The organism is Exiguobacterium sp. s48 (genome assembly GCF_018617395.1).
Taxonomy (GTDB): Bacteria; Bacillota; Bacilli; order Exiguobacteriales; family Exiguobacteriaceae; genus Exiguobacterium.
The window spans coordinates 13,703-29,783 of sequence record NZ_JACSKC010000005.1; the positions used below are offsets into that span (position 1 = coordinate 13,703).

Sequence of the window (16,081 nt, forward strand, 5' to 3'; positions counted from 1 at the left end):
GCCGAACCCATGGCCGAAAGTGCGAGAGAGAAGCGAATCCAGAACGAACTGCGTGTCGTCGCAAGGATCATCGAGACGCAGCGCGTCCGTCTCGAACGGGGCGACGTACTCAATATCCAGACGAACGACGGCTTTCTGACCGTCTATCAGGACGACACCTCAGACACCCCGAAAACTGTTACACTTATAGATAAGTTCGATTTCAGGGTCAACCTGAAGATCGCGGATTTACTAAAGGGGAAAATCGTCTGACGGAGGGGTAAACGTTATGAGGAAAATCTTGATTGGTGTCCTACTCGGAAGTTCGTTACTTTTAGCATCATGTGGTGCCGAAAGTTCGAATTATCTTTCTACGACTTCTGTTGAAGAAATTGCAGATATTAAAACTGAGCAAGAAAGTGCATACGTTCTTGTAGACAGCGATAGTCAAGGTAATGAAGGGGCTTACGTTGATACTGTGCGAGAAGTCGCCACGGAAAAAAAGAAAGACGTTCTCTTATTCAATCCATTTCAGCCTAATGGGGAAGATCTTGAAGAACGTTCTACCCAAGAACATCCTGAACTTAAAGGTGGCAGATTATACGAGATGACTGACGGTGAAATCAGTCGTGAATTAAATGTATCTGCCCTTACAGAAGATGAATTAAAGGATCAAGTCACTAATTTCATTAAATAGCCTCTGAATGGAGGGATTCTATGGGTGATAACGAAGTCGTAAACAAGCTACAAGAGTTCACTGATATCCTTAGTCTCAGTACATTGGTACTGGATGCCCTCCGCTCAATGGGTTGGATTTTAATACGTGGCTTAGCAGTATTGATTGATGGACTTGAAAAAGTCACTGACAGCATATTACTAACGAAAACATTTTTTAATAACTCTCAAGTGGTTGAATTCGTTTCTACGATTCAACCTTTTTTGTACGTTCTTTTAGCTGCTAGCTTCCTATTCACGGGTTACCTCATCATTTTTCAAAAGAAATTTGATCGAGAAGGATTTTTAATCAATCTGTTTATCACGTTGCTCATTCTCGGACTATTATCTCCAACGATGACGCAAGTAAGTGAATTCAGTGATACCGCGATTGATTTCACAACTCAAAACTCTGGAGAAAACTCTTCCGGTGAATCGATATCAAATCAGATTTTAAGAGAAAACATTCATGATTTGATTGAGTATGACCGAAACGATTTTTCCGGTTTGGAAGGAGAGGCTTTGAACTCGCTGCCTCGAAGTCATTTACGAAATATCGACATCAATGAGGTATTCGATAGTAATGAATTTCGCTTGGGAAGTACTGGCGAACAAATCTCTCAGTCCAAACTAACCTGGAATGGTGAAACGATGGGAACCTCAAAACTCGACCAAGGTGGCGTCGAATGGAACAACCAGTATTACTACCGCTATCAGCCGAACTGGTTGACCATCTTCGTGACACTCGGGATTATGGGCTTCACGCTGTTCTCGATCGCCTACAAACTGGCACGTCTCTCGTTCGAGCTTGCCTTCAACTATGTCTTGGCGATCCTCGTCGCACCGGCCGACCTTCACAGTGGCCAAAAGACGAAGAAGGTCATCCAGAGCATTTTGAACACGTTCCTCGTGACCATCCTGATCTTCGTCTCCATCAAGTTGTACACAATCGGGACCGCCTATCTCGCGGAGACATTGAACGGGTTCGCCTATCTGATCGCCCTCATCGCCTTCTCGGTCGCGTTGATCGACGGGCCGAACATGGTCGAGCGGCTGTTCGGGATCGATGCGGGACTTAAACGGGGATGGGGTGTCGCCCTCGGCGCCTATGCCGCCGGGAAAGGTGTGACCTCGGCCGGTGCCCACGCGGTCTCGAAGGTCGCGCGTGCCACACAGGGCGCACCGAAAATGCCATCGCTTCATGAGGCTGCGACGGCTCGGATGGATTCGAATGCTATGCCACAAAGTGACTCACCGCTTAGTGTGGCGACCCAAGCTTCAAAGCAGATGGACGCCGAGAGACAAACTGATCCAGATGGTTTTACTCAGACGAATCAAAGCGCAAGTCGTACTCAACCTGATCAAGACAAACCGACAAGCCCGCAAGACGTTGCGCAACCAATCAGTGGTCAAGAATCAGAACCGGAATCGCAAGACTCTACACACCTAAAAGAAGTATCAGAGCGTACTTCGTCTCCAGAATCGATCCATGCGACGAACCCTGAATCAAATACCGAACGTGGGCCCGACCATCGAACGACGTCATCCGAGACGCAAAGACCGGACTCGATTCACGACCATTCAAGCTCTGGTCATTCTCCAAGCCCTAGTTCGTCGCCTATCGAACCGATCACTCGTTCTATCTATACCGCATCCGGACCTGACAATCGTCAAAGCGAATCGGTAGCCGGAGAAGCCCAGACGTCACCGACACACCATGACGTACCACGTTCAAACGGCTCATCTTCGTCTTCGTCATCTGCGCCGGATTCAAATGACACGGTATCAGAGAAACGTCAAGGACACGCTAGACGAACTATCCATCAGGACACCGTGATTGATGTAGAGACCGAGGTCATCGAACAGGTACGTGAGAATCAGACACACCGTCATAGCCAGCACCAGGAAGAGACGCGACGGATCTATCCGACCTCGCCACCGCGTCCTGACCATATTGAGAAGAAGGAGTGATGACCCATGCGCAACTATCGAATACCAAATGAGGTCACGACCGAACTGAAGATCAACAAGATGCTCTATCTGCACGACTTCCTGTTCCTCGTCGGGCTCATCGTGCTCCGGCTCGTGACGCTCCCGTTCATCCCGTCGGTGCTGCACATCCCGTTCACGGTCTTCCTCGTCGTCTTCGGTCTATTCATGGTGCTCAGACCGGCGACGAACCCACAGAAGCGGATGGTCCACGCGCTCTACTACGCGCTCATCAAACGCAAAGACACCTATCTCGCACTCGACGCGCAGACGAAAGGACGTGAGTGAGATGGCGTTCATTGAAGACACGCTACAGGGACCGAGACCTACGGGTACCTGGCTTGACGAACAGGACGTGGTCGAGAAACGGAAAGTCAAAGATAAGGTCGTCGTCAAACCGACGATCGCCGAGCTGATGCCAATCGTCGATGTCACTGATACCGAGGCGTTTGAAATGCGAGACGGGACCTATCTCGACATGGTCCAGCTCACCTCGAAAGATATCTATTCACTGAACGAGGAGGAAAAAGACCATGACGTGTTCTCGCTCGCCTATCTTCTGCAAGCGTACACGCACCCGCTCAAGGTGGTGCCACTGAACACACCGCTCAATCTCGAGCGGCAGAAGATCAGCATCGAACGACAGATTCGACAAAATCAGACACCGGCCTACCTGCCCTTCTTGTTGAAGAAGAAACAGGAGCTTGAATACCTCGAGGAGCATCGCACCAATCGCGATTATCTCCTCTTTTTTTATGCCGATGACGAACGGACACTACGCGAGCGGAAGACACATCTCTATAAACTGCTCCGTCGCTCGAACCCGATGCGCGAGCTGACGCTCGACCAGAAGGTCCATGTGCTCTACCAATTGAACAACCCGAACACGAAACCGCAACTCGACGCTTGAAGAAAGGAGTAATGCGTATGTGGCAGCGCCTGCTTAAGCGAATAGTCAAACAACAGAACCCGGAGACCGTCAAAGTCGAGAAAGGCTATAACCCCGACGTCATCGCCAAGATTCAGCCACAGGGCGGCATTAAGTTCGACGCCAACTTCGTCCGGCTCGGGGACGGCTATCTGTCGTGCCTCCATGTCTATAAATATCAGTCGCTCGTCTACGACTACTGGCTCGAACCAATCCTGAACATGCCGGGCGTTTTGACGACGCTCGACATCGGGACGGCCGACAAGCGTGAAATCATCCAGACCATCAACAAGTCGATGGCCGAACAGAACACACGCTTCGAGAATGCGAAGGACAACATCGACCGCATCGACGCTAGGGAGACATATAAGGAGCTGAACGAGCTCTATGAACAGATCACCCAGGGCGAGATGATGAAATATCTGCATCTGCGCCTCTATGTGAAGGCGAAGACGCTCGACGCGCTCGAGGTAAAAGTGCAGGAAGTGATGGAAGAGCTCGAGGCCCGGAATTTCCGCTCGACGATCTTCCTGAACGAACAGGAATGGGAATGGCAGAGCCTGTTCACGAGCTATGATCAACAACAAAAGCTCCCGAATCGGCGCCGTGGGAAAGAGATCCCGTCCCTCTCCATCGCCGGTGGCTATCCGTTCCACTTCACGTCGCTCCAGGACGCGACCGGAACATATTACGGGACGACCGACACGAACGGCAGCGTCATCTTTGACCTGTTCCACAAGGACAAGCAACGCAAGTTCTACAACGCGCTCATGATCGGCAAGATGGGATCCGGCAAATCGACACTTCTCAAGAAGACGGTGCTCGACCAGGCGATCAAGGGCAACAAGATTCGTATCCTCGACGTCACGGGCGAGTTCTCCGACCTCGTGCGCCAGCTCGGCGGGAAAGAGATTGCGCTCGACGGGTCGGCCGGGCTCATCAACCCGCTCCATGTCTATAAGACCGTGACGAACAACGACGGCAGCGCCAACGAGGCACTCTCGTTCATGCAGCACCTGTCAAAGATGGCCGTGTTCTATCACTACATCAACCCGGCAGCGACGCAGGAAGAGACGAACGAGTTCGAGATTTTGCTTCGGGACCTGTACGTCCGGCACGGGCTCTGGAACGAACAGGGCGAGCTGCCGATCACGACGCATCCGGCGAACCGGTACCCGACGTTCTCCGACTTCTTGCATCTCGTGCGTCGTGAGCTCTACACGGACGACACGCGCACCTCAATCAAGGAAGCGATCAGCCCGAACCGGGTCCGACGTCTCGAGAACATCGAGCTCGCCGTCACGAACCTCGTCCATAACTATGGCAACATTTTCGACGGCCACTCCTCGATCGACCGGTTCGACGAAGAGCTCATCGTCTCGTTCCCGCTCCGAAACCTCACAAGCCTACGGGACGAGGTATTCCAGGCGCAGGTGTTCTCGCTCATGAACATGCTGTGGGACGGGATGATCGCCAACGGCTCGAGTCAACTGAAGGCCTACAACCAGGGCGTGCTCCGGACCGAAGAGGCGTGCAAGTATCTCATCGTCATCGACGAGGCGCACCATTTGATCAACACGCGCGACATCGCGCAACCGGCCATCCTGTATCTGCAACGCTGTATGCGCGAGGCGCGCAAATATTTCGGTGGCATCTTCTTCGTGTCGCACTTGATCACCGACTTCGTGCCGGCCGGATCGAAGTCTGAGAACGCAGAGAACGTCAAGTCGCTCTTCCAGCTCACCCAATATAAGATCATCGGCGAACAGGACGCGGAGAGCATCCCAATCATCCAGACGGTGTTCGACGGACAGCTCTCGAACTCCGAGATGCGCATCATCCCCTCGCTCGAGACGGGGCGTGTCGTCCTCAGCATCTCGGGCGTACAGAACCTCATCTTTGACGTCGATGTCGCACCCGAGGAGCTCGCCCTGTTCGGTGGAGGTGCCTGATGTGGGCGGCCGCGAAACGGACGGCGCGCTTCGCCGTCACAGCGAAATGGCAACTCGCGACGCTCAAGTGGCGACTCATCCTGCTCGGCATCGCGGCACTCGTCTTGTTCCTGGTCATCCTCGTCGTCGGAATCCTCGACACGCTCACAGGTGTCCAGAACGAACAACCGACCGACGTCACGTTCAATACCGCAGGAGGTCTACAGGTGAGAGACCAGGTGCTTCAATATCGTGGTCTCGTCGAATCGGAACTGACGAAGCACGGGCTGGTCGAACAGACAAACCTCGTACTCGCGCTCATGATGCAGGAGAGTGGCGGACGCGGGAACGACCCGATGCAGGCGAGCGAATCGAAGTGTGGACGGATCGGATGCATCACCTCCCCCGAGGAGAGCATCGTCTACGGCGTCGAACATTTCGCCTCCGTTTTCGAACGGACGAACCGCGACGTGCAGCTCACGTTACAGAGTTACAACTTCGGCGGCGGATTCATCGATTATGTTCAGGAGAACGGCGGACGCTACTCGAAAGAGCTCGCCATCTCGTTCTCGCAGATGATGTACCAGCGCGTGAAACACACCGGTATCTATCGTTGTCATCGCCCGAGTGCGGTCCAGCACGGCGCCTGTTACGGGGACATCGAGTATGTCGATGCGGTGTTGAAATACCTCGCGCCGGTCGTCGTCGCCGACGGGGTCATCACGAAAGAACTGTTGTCGGGGTTACATTCCCCGCTCGCCATCCCGCTCAACGTGACATCGCGTTTCGGGTGGCGCGTCGTCTTCGGACAACGTGACAACCACACCGGCATCGACTTCAGTTGCACCCCGTCCGACACGATTCACGCGGTCAAGAGCGGCACCGTCATCTTTAGCGGGAACCGCGGACCGTACGGCAATCTCGTCCAAGTCCGGCACGACAACTACATCACGGCGTACGCGCACCTGAGTCGTCTTGGCGTCCAAACGGGTCAACAGATCGACGCTGGGCAAGCGCTCGGGTACTGCGGCACGACCGGCCGATCGAGCGGGAACCATCTGCATTTCGAGATCAAGACGGGTGAATGGTCCGGTCATATTGATCCTGGACCTTTGTTTCAATAAAGTTATTTGAATCTACCGTATATGATACTATCAACCTAAATAAAACGAATTGGTTAAGGAGATTTTGAATGGCCGACTATGTCAAGAGCATGCGTAATTTGATTGGATCGAGACCTTTCATCATGATTGGTGCATCAGTGGTTTCAATGAACAATAAAAACCAAGTATTAATGCAGCTTCGATCAGATACATTGAAGTGGGGACTTCCTGGCGGAGCCATGGAAATTGGGGAAACGATAGAGGAAAACGCAAGCCGTGAACTGTTTGAAGAAACGGGATTAATTGCGAATACACTGGAACTCATAGATGTCTTGTCCGGAAAAGACTTCTACTTCCAGTATCCAAATGGCGATGAAATTTATAACGTCATCCATGTGTTTCGCGTAAAAGAAACTGTAGGTGAATTATTAAATCAAGAAGAAGAAGGATTGGAGATTCGATACTTCTCGCTCCACGACCTGCCAACCAATATGGATGAACGAGCATCTTATATCATTCAAAAACACTGTAAGTAAACCAAATAAAAATTTACTTCACCAGCACTCGACATTACCATGTTGAAGTGCTTTTTTTATTACTCGAACACCAGAAGGAGGATTGTGCATGGATTTTAACAGCAAACATCTCTCTTATCTGTTTGGGGTTTTGCTCCTCATTTCGTTCGCAGCGAACGTCTTTTTCTATCAGCAAACTCCACCCGTGGCGAGCACTTCGATTGATAACAAGACTCATACCGAGACCATCACGTCCCCTGGGTCGGCAACCCCGACCGACACATCGACGGAGACGGAACGGATGAAGGAGCTGACGACACAGGCGACACGCTTCGTCGAGTACGCCTTTACCATCACGAAGGACAGTTACACGACCCAAAAACGACAAGCGAAAGACGTCATGTCGGAAGAACTCGCGGCCATGCTCTTCGCCGCTGACGGGAGCGATGTCGGCACGTTCGAGACGACCGTCCGCGACATCGAGGTGTTCCCTTCTGTCTCCGGAGAAGATTGTCTCGTCCGGTTCGCACAGGACCTGGTGATCACCGAGACGGGTTATGAAGAGGCAACGCAAGAACTGTTGGCCCTGACGTTCGAGTCCATCGACGGACGCTTGGTCGTCACCGCGATGGCAGACCTGACACCGGAAGGAGGGATCTAGATGCGACCGAAAACGCGACGACGCCTCACCCAGAACGTCTCCCGGTTCTACCTCGGACTCGGTGTGTTCTTTGTCGTCGGTTTCCTCTTCTTCGGTATCTCGTCTTTCTTCTTCGCCGAGGAGGCACCGGTCAATGAGACGCCAATCAACGAGGCAATCCGTCTCTCGAACGGGGAGACCGTGACGCTTCATGCCTGGGGTTATGACACGGAAAAGCGGACGATGCGCGTCCGCCTCTCACTCGATGACGCACCAGGTAACACGAACAATCATCTCTTCCGCTATGTCTATAGGGCACGTCCAGATTCTGAAAAGGAAGTTGATTTGCTGTATGAACGGAACGACCAGTACGTGCTCGAATTGAAGGATGTGCCGAACGACTTCGACCAACTCGCCGTCCGAATCTACGGATTGGATGAGTCACAATCAGTCGATGCACTCACACCCGAGGAACAAGAGAACAGTCTTTTGACGTCACTCTATACCGACCGTCGGACCATCGAACAGGCGAGCCACACCTCATCTGACGAGACAACTTTCACAAGACTGTTCGTCGAGGACGAGCTCGCGGAGACCGAACGGCATTTGGAAACAGCACAGCAGTCAGTCGAAGCACAACGGCAAAAAATCGAGCGACTCGACCGTGACAAAGAGGAACTCGAAGGCGAACTTCCCTACCTCTCGCTCGACGAACAGGTCGAACAGGAGAACGAGATTTTCGACCTCGGCCGGAAGCGTGACGAGCTCACACTAGAACTTGAAAAGCTCGAACAGTCGGTCGTAGCGCTCGAAGAAAAGCACGATAAACTGCGCGTCCGGCTCCTGGAACTATCGATTTAAGTGGCACATCTCGTGCCAAATCGCTGATTTAACTGGCACATTTCGTGCCGTTTTCGGACTTTTGGTGATATCACGGAAACCCCAGGCTCTGCCTGGGCTATCACGACAAGTGATAGCAGTTTCCCCTTATGCTCTTTGAACGAACTTTTAGGACGTCGGCAATATGTAGCCTCTAGAAAGGTGGTCAGTCAAATGGATCTGTTACTCCGAGACATCGACCCCGTCATCGTGAAGCAGATCGATGAATGGGCGAAGGAACACAACCGCTCCCGGCAACAATATTTGAAAGAATTGCTCGCCTCCTGGTGCGCGAACGGCATCCAATCGACGCAGGTCGAGCGGCTCGAACGACAGCTCGAGGCGAACACGCTCCACTTGAAACGGAGTGCGGACGAGCTCGCCGAAGTGACCCGTTTGTTGAGTGAGGTGATGCAGGATGCGTGAGACGCCGGGTGTCGTCATCAAGTCGAAGTTCAAGGTGCCGGGCACGAAAAAGAAATCGCGTCGCTACACGACGTACCTCGACTACATCAATCGTCCGGACGCGAAAGACAGCCGCGAACAGTTTGAGACGTATCACGACTATATGGAAGATAAGACGAAATCGAGCGGTCTGTTCACGCGCGAGGACGATCGGTTGAACGACGAAAAACGTCGCGCCGTCCGCGACATCTTCAAGCATGCGCAAGAGAACGGGAGCATTCTCTGGCAGGACGTCATCTCGTTCGACAACGCCTGGCTACGCGAGACCGGGGTGCTCCACGATGACCTCGTCGACGAGAAACGGTTGATCCAGGCGACGCGGAACGCGGTCGAGGCGATGCTCCAAAAAGAGAAGATGGTCCATGCCTATTGGACCGGTGCCGTGCATTACAACACCGACAACATCCACGTGCATGTCGCCATCGTCGAGACGAGCCACATGCGCGAGCGCGGCAAACGCAAACCGAAATCGATCGAGCTGATGAAGTCGAAGGTCATCCATTCCCTCGCCGACCGGACGAAAGAACAGGAGAAACTGAATGCGTTCATAAGAGACGAACTGATCGCCCATAAACGGAACCGGAAGATTCCAACGCTCCCGAACCGTGTCCTGCATCCCGATCTTGTGCGTCAGTTCAAGGACATCTATGAACGGTTGCCGGAAGACAAACGACAGTGGCGCTACAACATGAACGGGATGCAACCGCTCCGTGAATCGCTCAATCGTCTGACCGACCGCTATATCGACATTCACTTCAAAGCAGAGTTTCAAACCTTCAACGAACGGCTTGAACAGGAGGTGTCGTTCCATCGTCGCAGCTACGGCGACACGGAGAAGGCCGATTGGTACCGGATGACAAAGCGACAGGACCTCTACACCCGGATGGGGAACGCCATACTCTCTGAGATGCGAGACTTGTCAAAAGAACAAACGATAGTTGAGAAAAATGGAGACCCCAAACATCCGGTCCGACGTGCGTTCAACCAAAAAAAGATATTCAACGAATCACTCTACCGGATCGAAAGGCACATGAATGACGAGTTCGAACATTTGAAGAACCAACGCGCTTTCGAACAGTTGGAACGGGACATCGAATATGGAAAGTGAGGGAGGACGATGGAAGAGTTGAGACAGATCCGCCTTCGCTTGAAACCGGAGACGGTCACGTATTTAGAAGAGTTCGCCGACGACAAACGTTTCGGCCATCTCGGTCAGGTCATCGATCATATCGCAGAAGAACATAAACAATTGGCTGACGAGAAGTGGGACATGCAGTTCCTCACCCGCTCGATCAGCACTCAGGTCTCGCGTCATATCGAGGAGTTAATGAACGAGCAGGTGTCGACGGAACTCGAGCGGATCCGGCTCGCCGCGAACCGTTCCGATCGTCAAGGACAGATCCTGACAGAGCTTTTGCAGGCGCTGATGCAGACCGAGGGCATCGAGGACATCATGACGACGGACCAGTTCAATCCAACGTTCCTCGAGACGGCGGAACGTGTCGTCCAGGAACGTATCGAACACCAAAAACAGAAGAAGGACACACTAACTTTTGAGAGAGGATGAACCTTATGCGACCACTTGACCGTCCCTTTACGATGGGACAACTGTTGACGCTTCAACAGAAAACTGTCTCGGTCCTTATTTATGGAAAACGGTACGACATTCCGGTGTCCGTTTCCGAGCACCAACTTTTGACCGCCATCGCGCAAGACGAGATTGTCTTGCTTCCCGTCAATTTCAAGCGGACACGGCTGTTACTCGACATCCCGGAATCATCGCCACAACTCGAACGTGAACTGAACGAGTTTACGGATACTGAAGAATCTGTCACCGACTTGTTGAAGGAAGGAGTCTGACAAGATGGCTAAGATGAAGACGAACGAAGAACGGAAGGCCGAGCTCGAGGCCTTGACGGAACAAACGGGAAAACAGATCGACAGCTACTTCGAGAGTCCTGAGAAGATTCGGGAACATCTGCAGTTCCTCGGAAAGTTCCATCAATACTCGATGCGAAACGCGATCTTGATCAAGTCCCAGTTCCCCGGCGCGGTCGCAGTCGGCTCTTATCCGTTCTGGGAAAAGCAAGGCGCACAGGTCCAAAAAGGCGAGCGTGGCATCAAGGTATTCATCCCTAACCCGGTGACGTATGCCTTGCACAAAGATGAATGGGTACCGCTCAGCAAGGCACAGAAGTCGATCAAGGAAGGCGTGAAACAAGGTCGCATCCCGTCACGCAAGATGATGTATTTCAAAATCGGTCACGTGTTCGAATACACGCAGACCGATGCGCGCGAAAAAGGGATCGAGGTCTCGGACATCTTCAAACGGTATCACCGGGACGGAGGGTTCGAGAACGAGCAAGACATCCGTGACGCCTTGACGACGCTCGCGGATGCCCGAAATGTGACGCTATTGGAGGAACCGCTCGACGAGATCGGAACAGCGAAGGGGTGTTACTATCCGGAGTTGCATGCAATCGCCTTAAACCCGCGGAACACACCGATTGAGGACATCAGCGTCTTAATCCATGAGCTCGCTCACGCGGAGCTACACAACCAAGAGCGGAATCTCGAACGGGACCAACCTCTCACGGCACCCGAGAAGGAATTCCAGGCCGAGATGGTCGCCTACGTCGTCTCACATCAACTCGGGTTCCCGACGGACGACTTCTCGCTCTCTTACTTGGCCGGTTGGACGAAAAACAAAGAGCTAATCGACAAGGAACAACTGTTGCAGGAGGTCCATCAGACATCCTCAACCTTTCTTAATCATATCGAGTTACACTTAGAAAAGGTGCGCACGTTGGAGCCAGAAAAGGAACAGACCCCACTCGAATATATCGAGCAGCTAGATCGGCGTATGGGATGGAAAGACACCGACCTGACACTCTACGAACGGGTTCACGCCGTACAGCGTGTGTTTCCTGAAGAAGTGGGATCCTATCTAAACGCAAAAGCGGCTCTCGAGACGAACCTGGAGATGGATCGTGTCGATGAGCCGCTCATGTATATTCATGGTAAAGGATTCGGGTTTCAACAGTTCGGTATTGCAAATAGTCATGACTTCAATGAAGATGCACTCGTTGCCTACACTGTCGCGCTACCAACTCAACCTTTGATCAGTGGTCACTTCGACCCTGAAAGAACCGTGCATCCTTTACATGATTTAGAAAAGAACAATAAGGTTGAAAAACCAACCCTCAAAAATCTTGAAGATAGTTGGCATAATGTGTTGCTCGAAGAAGAAAAAAACTTTCGTCAAGAACTGCATTATTAAATATAGAACGATTAATCTAGTTTTTATTAGCATAGGACTATTCAAAGGACTATTCAAAGTTCTATGCTAACTCACTCTTTTATATTTTTGAAGTGCCTAAACAATCTAATTAAAACGTTTTCTAAAAATGTAGAATAATCAAAGATTAGAATGTTGACATACAATATCAATAAAACATTATCTTAAAGTATTAAAAATGAACCAGGATTAGTTTCAGTAATACTATCTAAAAATGAATTCAGTAATCACTTTTTTAAAAAATAATCACTAACTTTAATTACATAGTGTAAAAATAACCAAGGCAAAATGAATTTCGTAATCCATTCAAAAATCTCTAAGCCTAGTGCGAGTGGATAGCTTACAAAAAAACCAGATATCATTATAATTATAAAAAATGTTACCAGAAAAGTTATAATCCATTTCTTATTCATATTTTCTCATCCCTTCATTACTAATTTGTAGTTAATGCTACTCTGGCAGAAAACTCTAGCATAAATTCTTCACTAAGTGGATTCACTTTTTTAAATGGTGACTTTATAAGTATAGCAGAAAAATTATTCACCTTTCTATCCATCAATTGCTTGGTTGCAATTTCCCCTTCAACAACAGATGTTGGGTTATATAAGTGTTCACTATATACGATTTTTCTTTTCGAACTAATAGAAACTTGTTCCCAATTTAAAAAAGATAAAGCTATAAACTCTTGATTTAAAGGAACATTGAGATTCATTTTATAGAATATTCGAGAAGTGTCATCATCAATAGCAATATTTTCAGTTATCCAAGGATTCATCAAACTTTTTTTTGTTAAAAAAATTCCTTCAAATTCTAGAGGTATACTGGAAACTTCATTAATCCTCTCAAGGTTTATTTCTGTTTTTTCTTCTGACTCTATTCTCAAGCACTCAACAGTCGATCTGATGCTTAAAATATTAAATCCTGAAGTCGATAATCGATATTCTTCAGATAAATTATCATCATATGGATTAGGTACAACTAAAAAAAGTAAATCATTCAAACCTTTTTTTAGTTCTTGAACTTTAAAAGGTACAAATCCAATTTCTCCAGGCGCTAACTCAATTTTTAAACTATCTTTTCTTGTATCATTGAACTTGATTGGAGTTTGTTGATAATTTATGAGTGGTAGAATTAAATAAGTTTCATTTGTTTTATTTTGATTTACTATAGCTATCGTACCTTGATGATCACCAGAGGAAGTTTCAAAGTTCCTTCTCTCATCTAAAGATTGATATGATTTATCCACTAATCCCAAAGATGTTCCAGCATTAGCGCCTGGAACATAAGAATAATTACTAGCCCTACCGACTTTATAATCATTCATATCTTTTAATTCTTCATTAAATTGAGAGACAATTAAGTGCTCTCTAATTTCTTTATCCAACTCTGGAGATTTTTTTTCATCCACATATTTTATTTCTAATATTATCAATGCGATGAGCAAGATAACCGTTGAGAAAAATAGCCCTTTCAGGAAGCGAAATTTATTTTTAGTCCTCATTTTATAGTCACTCCTATAAAGCAAATAAGATACAACACTTAACGTTGTATCTTATTTGCTTTATATTTTAATATTATTATTTATCATAAGTATTGAAGTTATGTTCCATGTATCCACTCTCTTTAAATTTATGCTCACCATAGCTTTCAAGACCATTCTCGTTTTTACCAGTAAATATTGCTTTAGCACCTGCATAACTTCCATAGTTAGTAGTATCTTTTTTGTCATTTAAAAAAGCACCATTTTTATAAAGCTTCGCTCTTGCATAGACTAAGGTAATATTATTTTTTTTAATAACACCATTGCATGTTTCAAACGCTTCTGAAGTCGCAAACGCAGATTTTTCTCCCCACCCAAAAATTCCTTTATTTAGTTTAATGTTGAATCTGTATGTAGGATAACAACTTGAAGACGCTGTAGTTGCCATAGCTCTTAAAGAAGAAGCTTCAGGAATAGGGCTATATTCTCCTGAAGAAGGTAAAAGTCTTGCACTATCAGGCAATTTATCTTCTCCGTTATCATTAGCTGCATAACCTGTTGTAGGAACTACAAGTGCTGTTACAGCTATAGCTGCAACTAAACCTTTTTTGAAAAACATTTAAAATCTCTCCCTTTATGTTATATGTTATTTATTACATGTAAAAAAATAACATTAAAAAACTTTATTTTCAACTACTTTTACATATTTATTTTGTTTATATTTCAAATTTCTCACTAAATACTTTTTCATTTTAAATAAAATAAGTCAACGTTGGTAATTATTTGGATGGGTTGCTAATAAATCTATCTCATTAGCAATTTTTAGTGCCTACACATCGACTACATTTCGTCCCTTAATGAAATCGTTCAATTAACAAAATGTCTAACGACTCTCAATATACAGACAGCTGATTTATTCAACTTTTTATCCGTTCGATCACATATCATAAAATGAAAATTTAAAAAACTAACTGCTATAAAATTGTGGCGTAAACAACATATTGCTGTATTTTTTCGTATTCCCATAATTCTTATGGTTTTTTCTAAAATTCAATAGTTTCAAAAAATTAATAGCTAATTGATTCCAAATAAAAAACATCATTCAGTCGAATGGTGCTCCTTGCGTGACGCTAGACGCGCCCACGCTCTTGCTTTTGACGTTATCCTTACGCTCCGTGCCTCCCGTCAGAAAGGCCCAGGAACATAGAGATGCGGCGGTAAGCCAGCAGCTCTTGTTATCGGACCGTCAGGGGGGCAGCGGTGCGATGAGCGACTTCGCCAAGAGGCGCTAGACGCTCACGCATGAGCCCGGATCACCATTCCTTCTCCCATGCCCCATTCTCGGACACACCCCAATCCTCGAACCGATACTTGATGAGCCAATGGACATGCATCACTTCATATTCGAATACACCCTTGGAGAGCTCTGAGACCACAAAACTGACGCCTCCATTCCCCACCACCCATGTCCCATATAGATATACAATCTTGATTGGACGCTCTTCTGCATCCAGATAGATCAATACACGGAAATAGGGAGAGTTTCGTCCTTCATCGAACCGGACGACCTTTTCGACGCAATGTTCCTTGTCGACGACGCGCATCCAATCGGGACGCTCCATCAATTCAGAGAACACGGTCTGGACGAACGGATCTAATCCATCGAACGCATAGTCATCAAGTAGCCGCTCGTCCATCACACCTCATCCCTTTCAGTTTTTATAGACCGATTCCCGATACTTATGTGATTCACGCTTCGTTAAAGACTCACGTGAGAAAAATAAATGTATACACGTATACAAATCTACAAGTATACATGTATACATTTTGAAACAATCAGTTATGTACTTGAAGCGTGTTTGTATTAAAGAAGACCGTCATTTGTTTTAATCGTTCTCCTTCTTTCACCTCACAAAGGATATCCATGCTTACTAACTCAAATGCCTCAGGATTGATGTCCATCCGTTCAGGAAGTCTTTTAAGCAATACCGCTTTCATCTCTTCAATCGTTTGTTGGTCCAATGTGTGATTCATTTGAATCATCCTCTCCTGTTGATAGCTCAACGATACCTCGAATCGGACCACTCGACATCTCGGCTTATTTCATATAAGCCCTGGGCTTGTTTGAAACAAGCCCAGGGCTTACGTAGGAACAACGAC

General features: G+C 48.2%; 19 protein-coding genes. 15 read left to right on the plus strand and 4 right to left on the minus strand.

The features are described 5' to 3' along the window. Positions 1–9 precede the first annotated feature (9 nt). The 15 genes from KNO66_RS13835 to KNO66_RS13905 all read left to right on the plus strand — a co-directional run bounded on the left by KNO66_RS13835 (position 10) and on the right by KNO66_RS13905 (position 12,423). Positions 10–252: a hypothetical protein gene (locus tag KNO66_RS13835; protein ID WP_214743023.1), complete on the plus strand. Its 243-nt coding sequence runs from the start codon at positions 10–12 to the stop codon at positions 250–252. 16 nt (positions 253–268) lie between these two features. Further along, positions 269–676 carry a hypothetical protein gene (locus tag KNO66_RS13840; protein WP_214686122.1) on the plus strand — a complete coding sequence of 136 codons (408 nt, stop codon included), beginning with the start codon at positions 269–271 and terminating at the stop codon, positions 674–676. Positions 677–696: 20 nt separating this feature from the next. Continuing rightward, positions 697–2,664 (plus strand): pLS20_p028 family conjugation system transmembrane protein, encoded by a 1,968-nt coding sequence (locus KNO66_RS13845; protein ID WP_214743024.1) that lies wholly within the window; start codon positions 697–699, stop codon positions 2,662–2,664. A 6-nt stretch (positions 2,665–2,670) separates the two neighbouring features. Beyond that, on the plus strand, positions 2,671–2,970 hold the full coding sequence (locus tag KNO66_RS13850) for a DUF5592 family protein (protein ID WP_214743025.1): 300 nt from the start codon (positions 2,671–2,673) through the stop codon (positions 2,968–2,970). A gap of 1 nt (position 2,971) precedes the next feature. Continuing rightward, complete coding sequence (locus KNO66_RS13855) at positions 2,972–3,592, plus strand: hypothetical protein (protein WP_214743026.1); 621 nt, start codon at positions 2,972–2,974, stop codon at positions 3,590–3,592. A gap of 17 nt (positions 3,593–3,609) precedes the next feature. Beyond that, entirely contained in the window at positions 3,610–5,562 is a 1,953-nt protein-coding gene (locus KNO66_RS13860) for a VirB4 family type IV secretion system protein (RefSeq protein WP_214743027.1), read from the plus strand. Continuing rightward, positions 5,562–6,665, plus strand: coding sequence for a lysozyme family protein (locus KNO66_RS13865; RefSeq protein ID WP_214743028.1), 1,104 nt, complete (start codon positions 5,562–5,564; stop codon positions 6,663–6,665). Before KNO66_RS13860 ends, KNO66_RS13865 begins: the two co-directional genes overlap by 1 nt. A 68-nt stretch (positions 6,666–6,733) precedes the next feature. Beyond that, positions 6,734–7,180: an NUDIX hydrolase gene (locus KNO66_RS13870; RefSeq protein WP_214743029.1), complete on the plus strand. Its 447-nt coding sequence runs from the start codon at positions 6,734–6,736 to the stop codon at positions 7,178–7,180. A gap of 88 nt (positions 7,181–7,268) precedes the next feature. Then, complete coding sequence (locus tag KNO66_RS13875; protein ID WP_211782988.1) at positions 7,269–7,820, plus strand: hypothetical protein; 552 nt, start codon at positions 7,269–7,271, stop codon at positions 7,818–7,820. After that, positions 7,821–8,660, plus strand: coding sequence for a hypothetical protein (locus tag KNO66_RS13880; protein WP_214743030.1), 840 nt, complete (start codon positions 7,821–7,823; stop codon positions 8,658–8,660). A gap of 192 nt (positions 8,661–8,852) precedes the next feature. Continuing rightward, positions 8,853–9,104: a hypothetical protein gene (locus KNO66_RS13885; protein ID WP_214743031.1), complete on the plus strand. Its 252-nt coding sequence runs from the start codon at positions 8,853–8,855 to the stop codon at positions 9,102–9,104. After that, positions 9,097–10,251, plus strand: coding sequence for a MobP2 family relaxase (gene mobP2, locus KNO66_RS13890; RefSeq protein WP_214743032.1), 1,155 nt, complete (start codon positions 9,097–9,099; stop codon positions 10,249–10,251). Before KNO66_RS13885 ends, mobP2 begins: the two co-directional genes overlap by 8 nt. A gap of 9 nt (positions 10,252–10,260) precedes the next feature. Beyond that, positions 10,261–10,710 (plus strand): hypothetical protein, encoded by a 450-nt coding sequence (locus KNO66_RS13895; protein WP_214743033.1) that lies wholly within the window; start codon positions 10,261–10,263, stop codon positions 10,708–10,710. 5 nt (positions 10,711–10,715) lie between these two features. Next, positions 10,716–11,003 carry a hypothetical protein gene (locus KNO66_RS13900; RefSeq protein WP_214743034.1) on the plus strand — a complete coding sequence of 96 codons (288 nt, stop codon included), beginning with the start codon at positions 10,716–10,718 and terminating at the stop codon, positions 11,001–11,003. A gap of 4 nt (positions 11,004–11,007) precedes the next feature. Then, positions 11,008–12,423 (plus strand): ImmA/IrrE family metallo-endopeptidase, encoded by a 1,416-nt coding sequence (locus KNO66_RS13905; protein ID WP_214743035.1) that lies wholly within the window; start codon positions 11,008–11,010, stop codon positions 12,421–12,423. A 451-nt stretch (positions 12,424–12,874) separates the two neighbouring features. Here KNO66_RS13905 and KNO66_RS13910 read toward each other — a convergent pair whose 3' ends face one another. From KNO66_RS13910 to KNO66_RS13925, 4 genes are all read right to left on the minus strand, one after another. After that, positions 12,875–13,942 carry a hypothetical protein gene (locus KNO66_RS13910; protein WP_214743036.1) on the minus strand — a complete coding sequence of 356 codons (1,068 nt, stop codon included), beginning with the start codon at positions 13,940–13,942 and terminating at the stop codon, positions 12,875–12,877. Positions 13,943–14,018: 76 nt separating this feature from the next. Further along, positions 14,019–14,540: a hypothetical protein gene (locus KNO66_RS13915; protein WP_214743037.1), complete on the minus strand. Its 522-nt coding sequence runs from the start codon at positions 14,538–14,540 to the stop codon at positions 14,019–14,021. A 694-nt stretch (positions 14,541–15,234) separates the two neighbouring features. Next, the gene (locus KNO66_RS13920) at positions 15,235–15,618 is read right to left on the minus strand and encodes a hypothetical protein (RefSeq protein WP_214743038.1); all 384 of its coding nucleotides are present in this window, start codon (positions 15,616–15,618) and stop codon (positions 15,235–15,237) included. Between the two features lie 139 nt (positions 15,619–15,757). Next, positions 15,758–15,955, minus strand: coding sequence for a hypothetical protein (locus KNO66_RS13925; protein WP_214743039.1), 198 nt, complete (start codon positions 15,953–15,955; stop codon positions 15,758–15,760). Between the last annotated feature and the right edge of the window lie 126 nt (positions 15,956–16,081).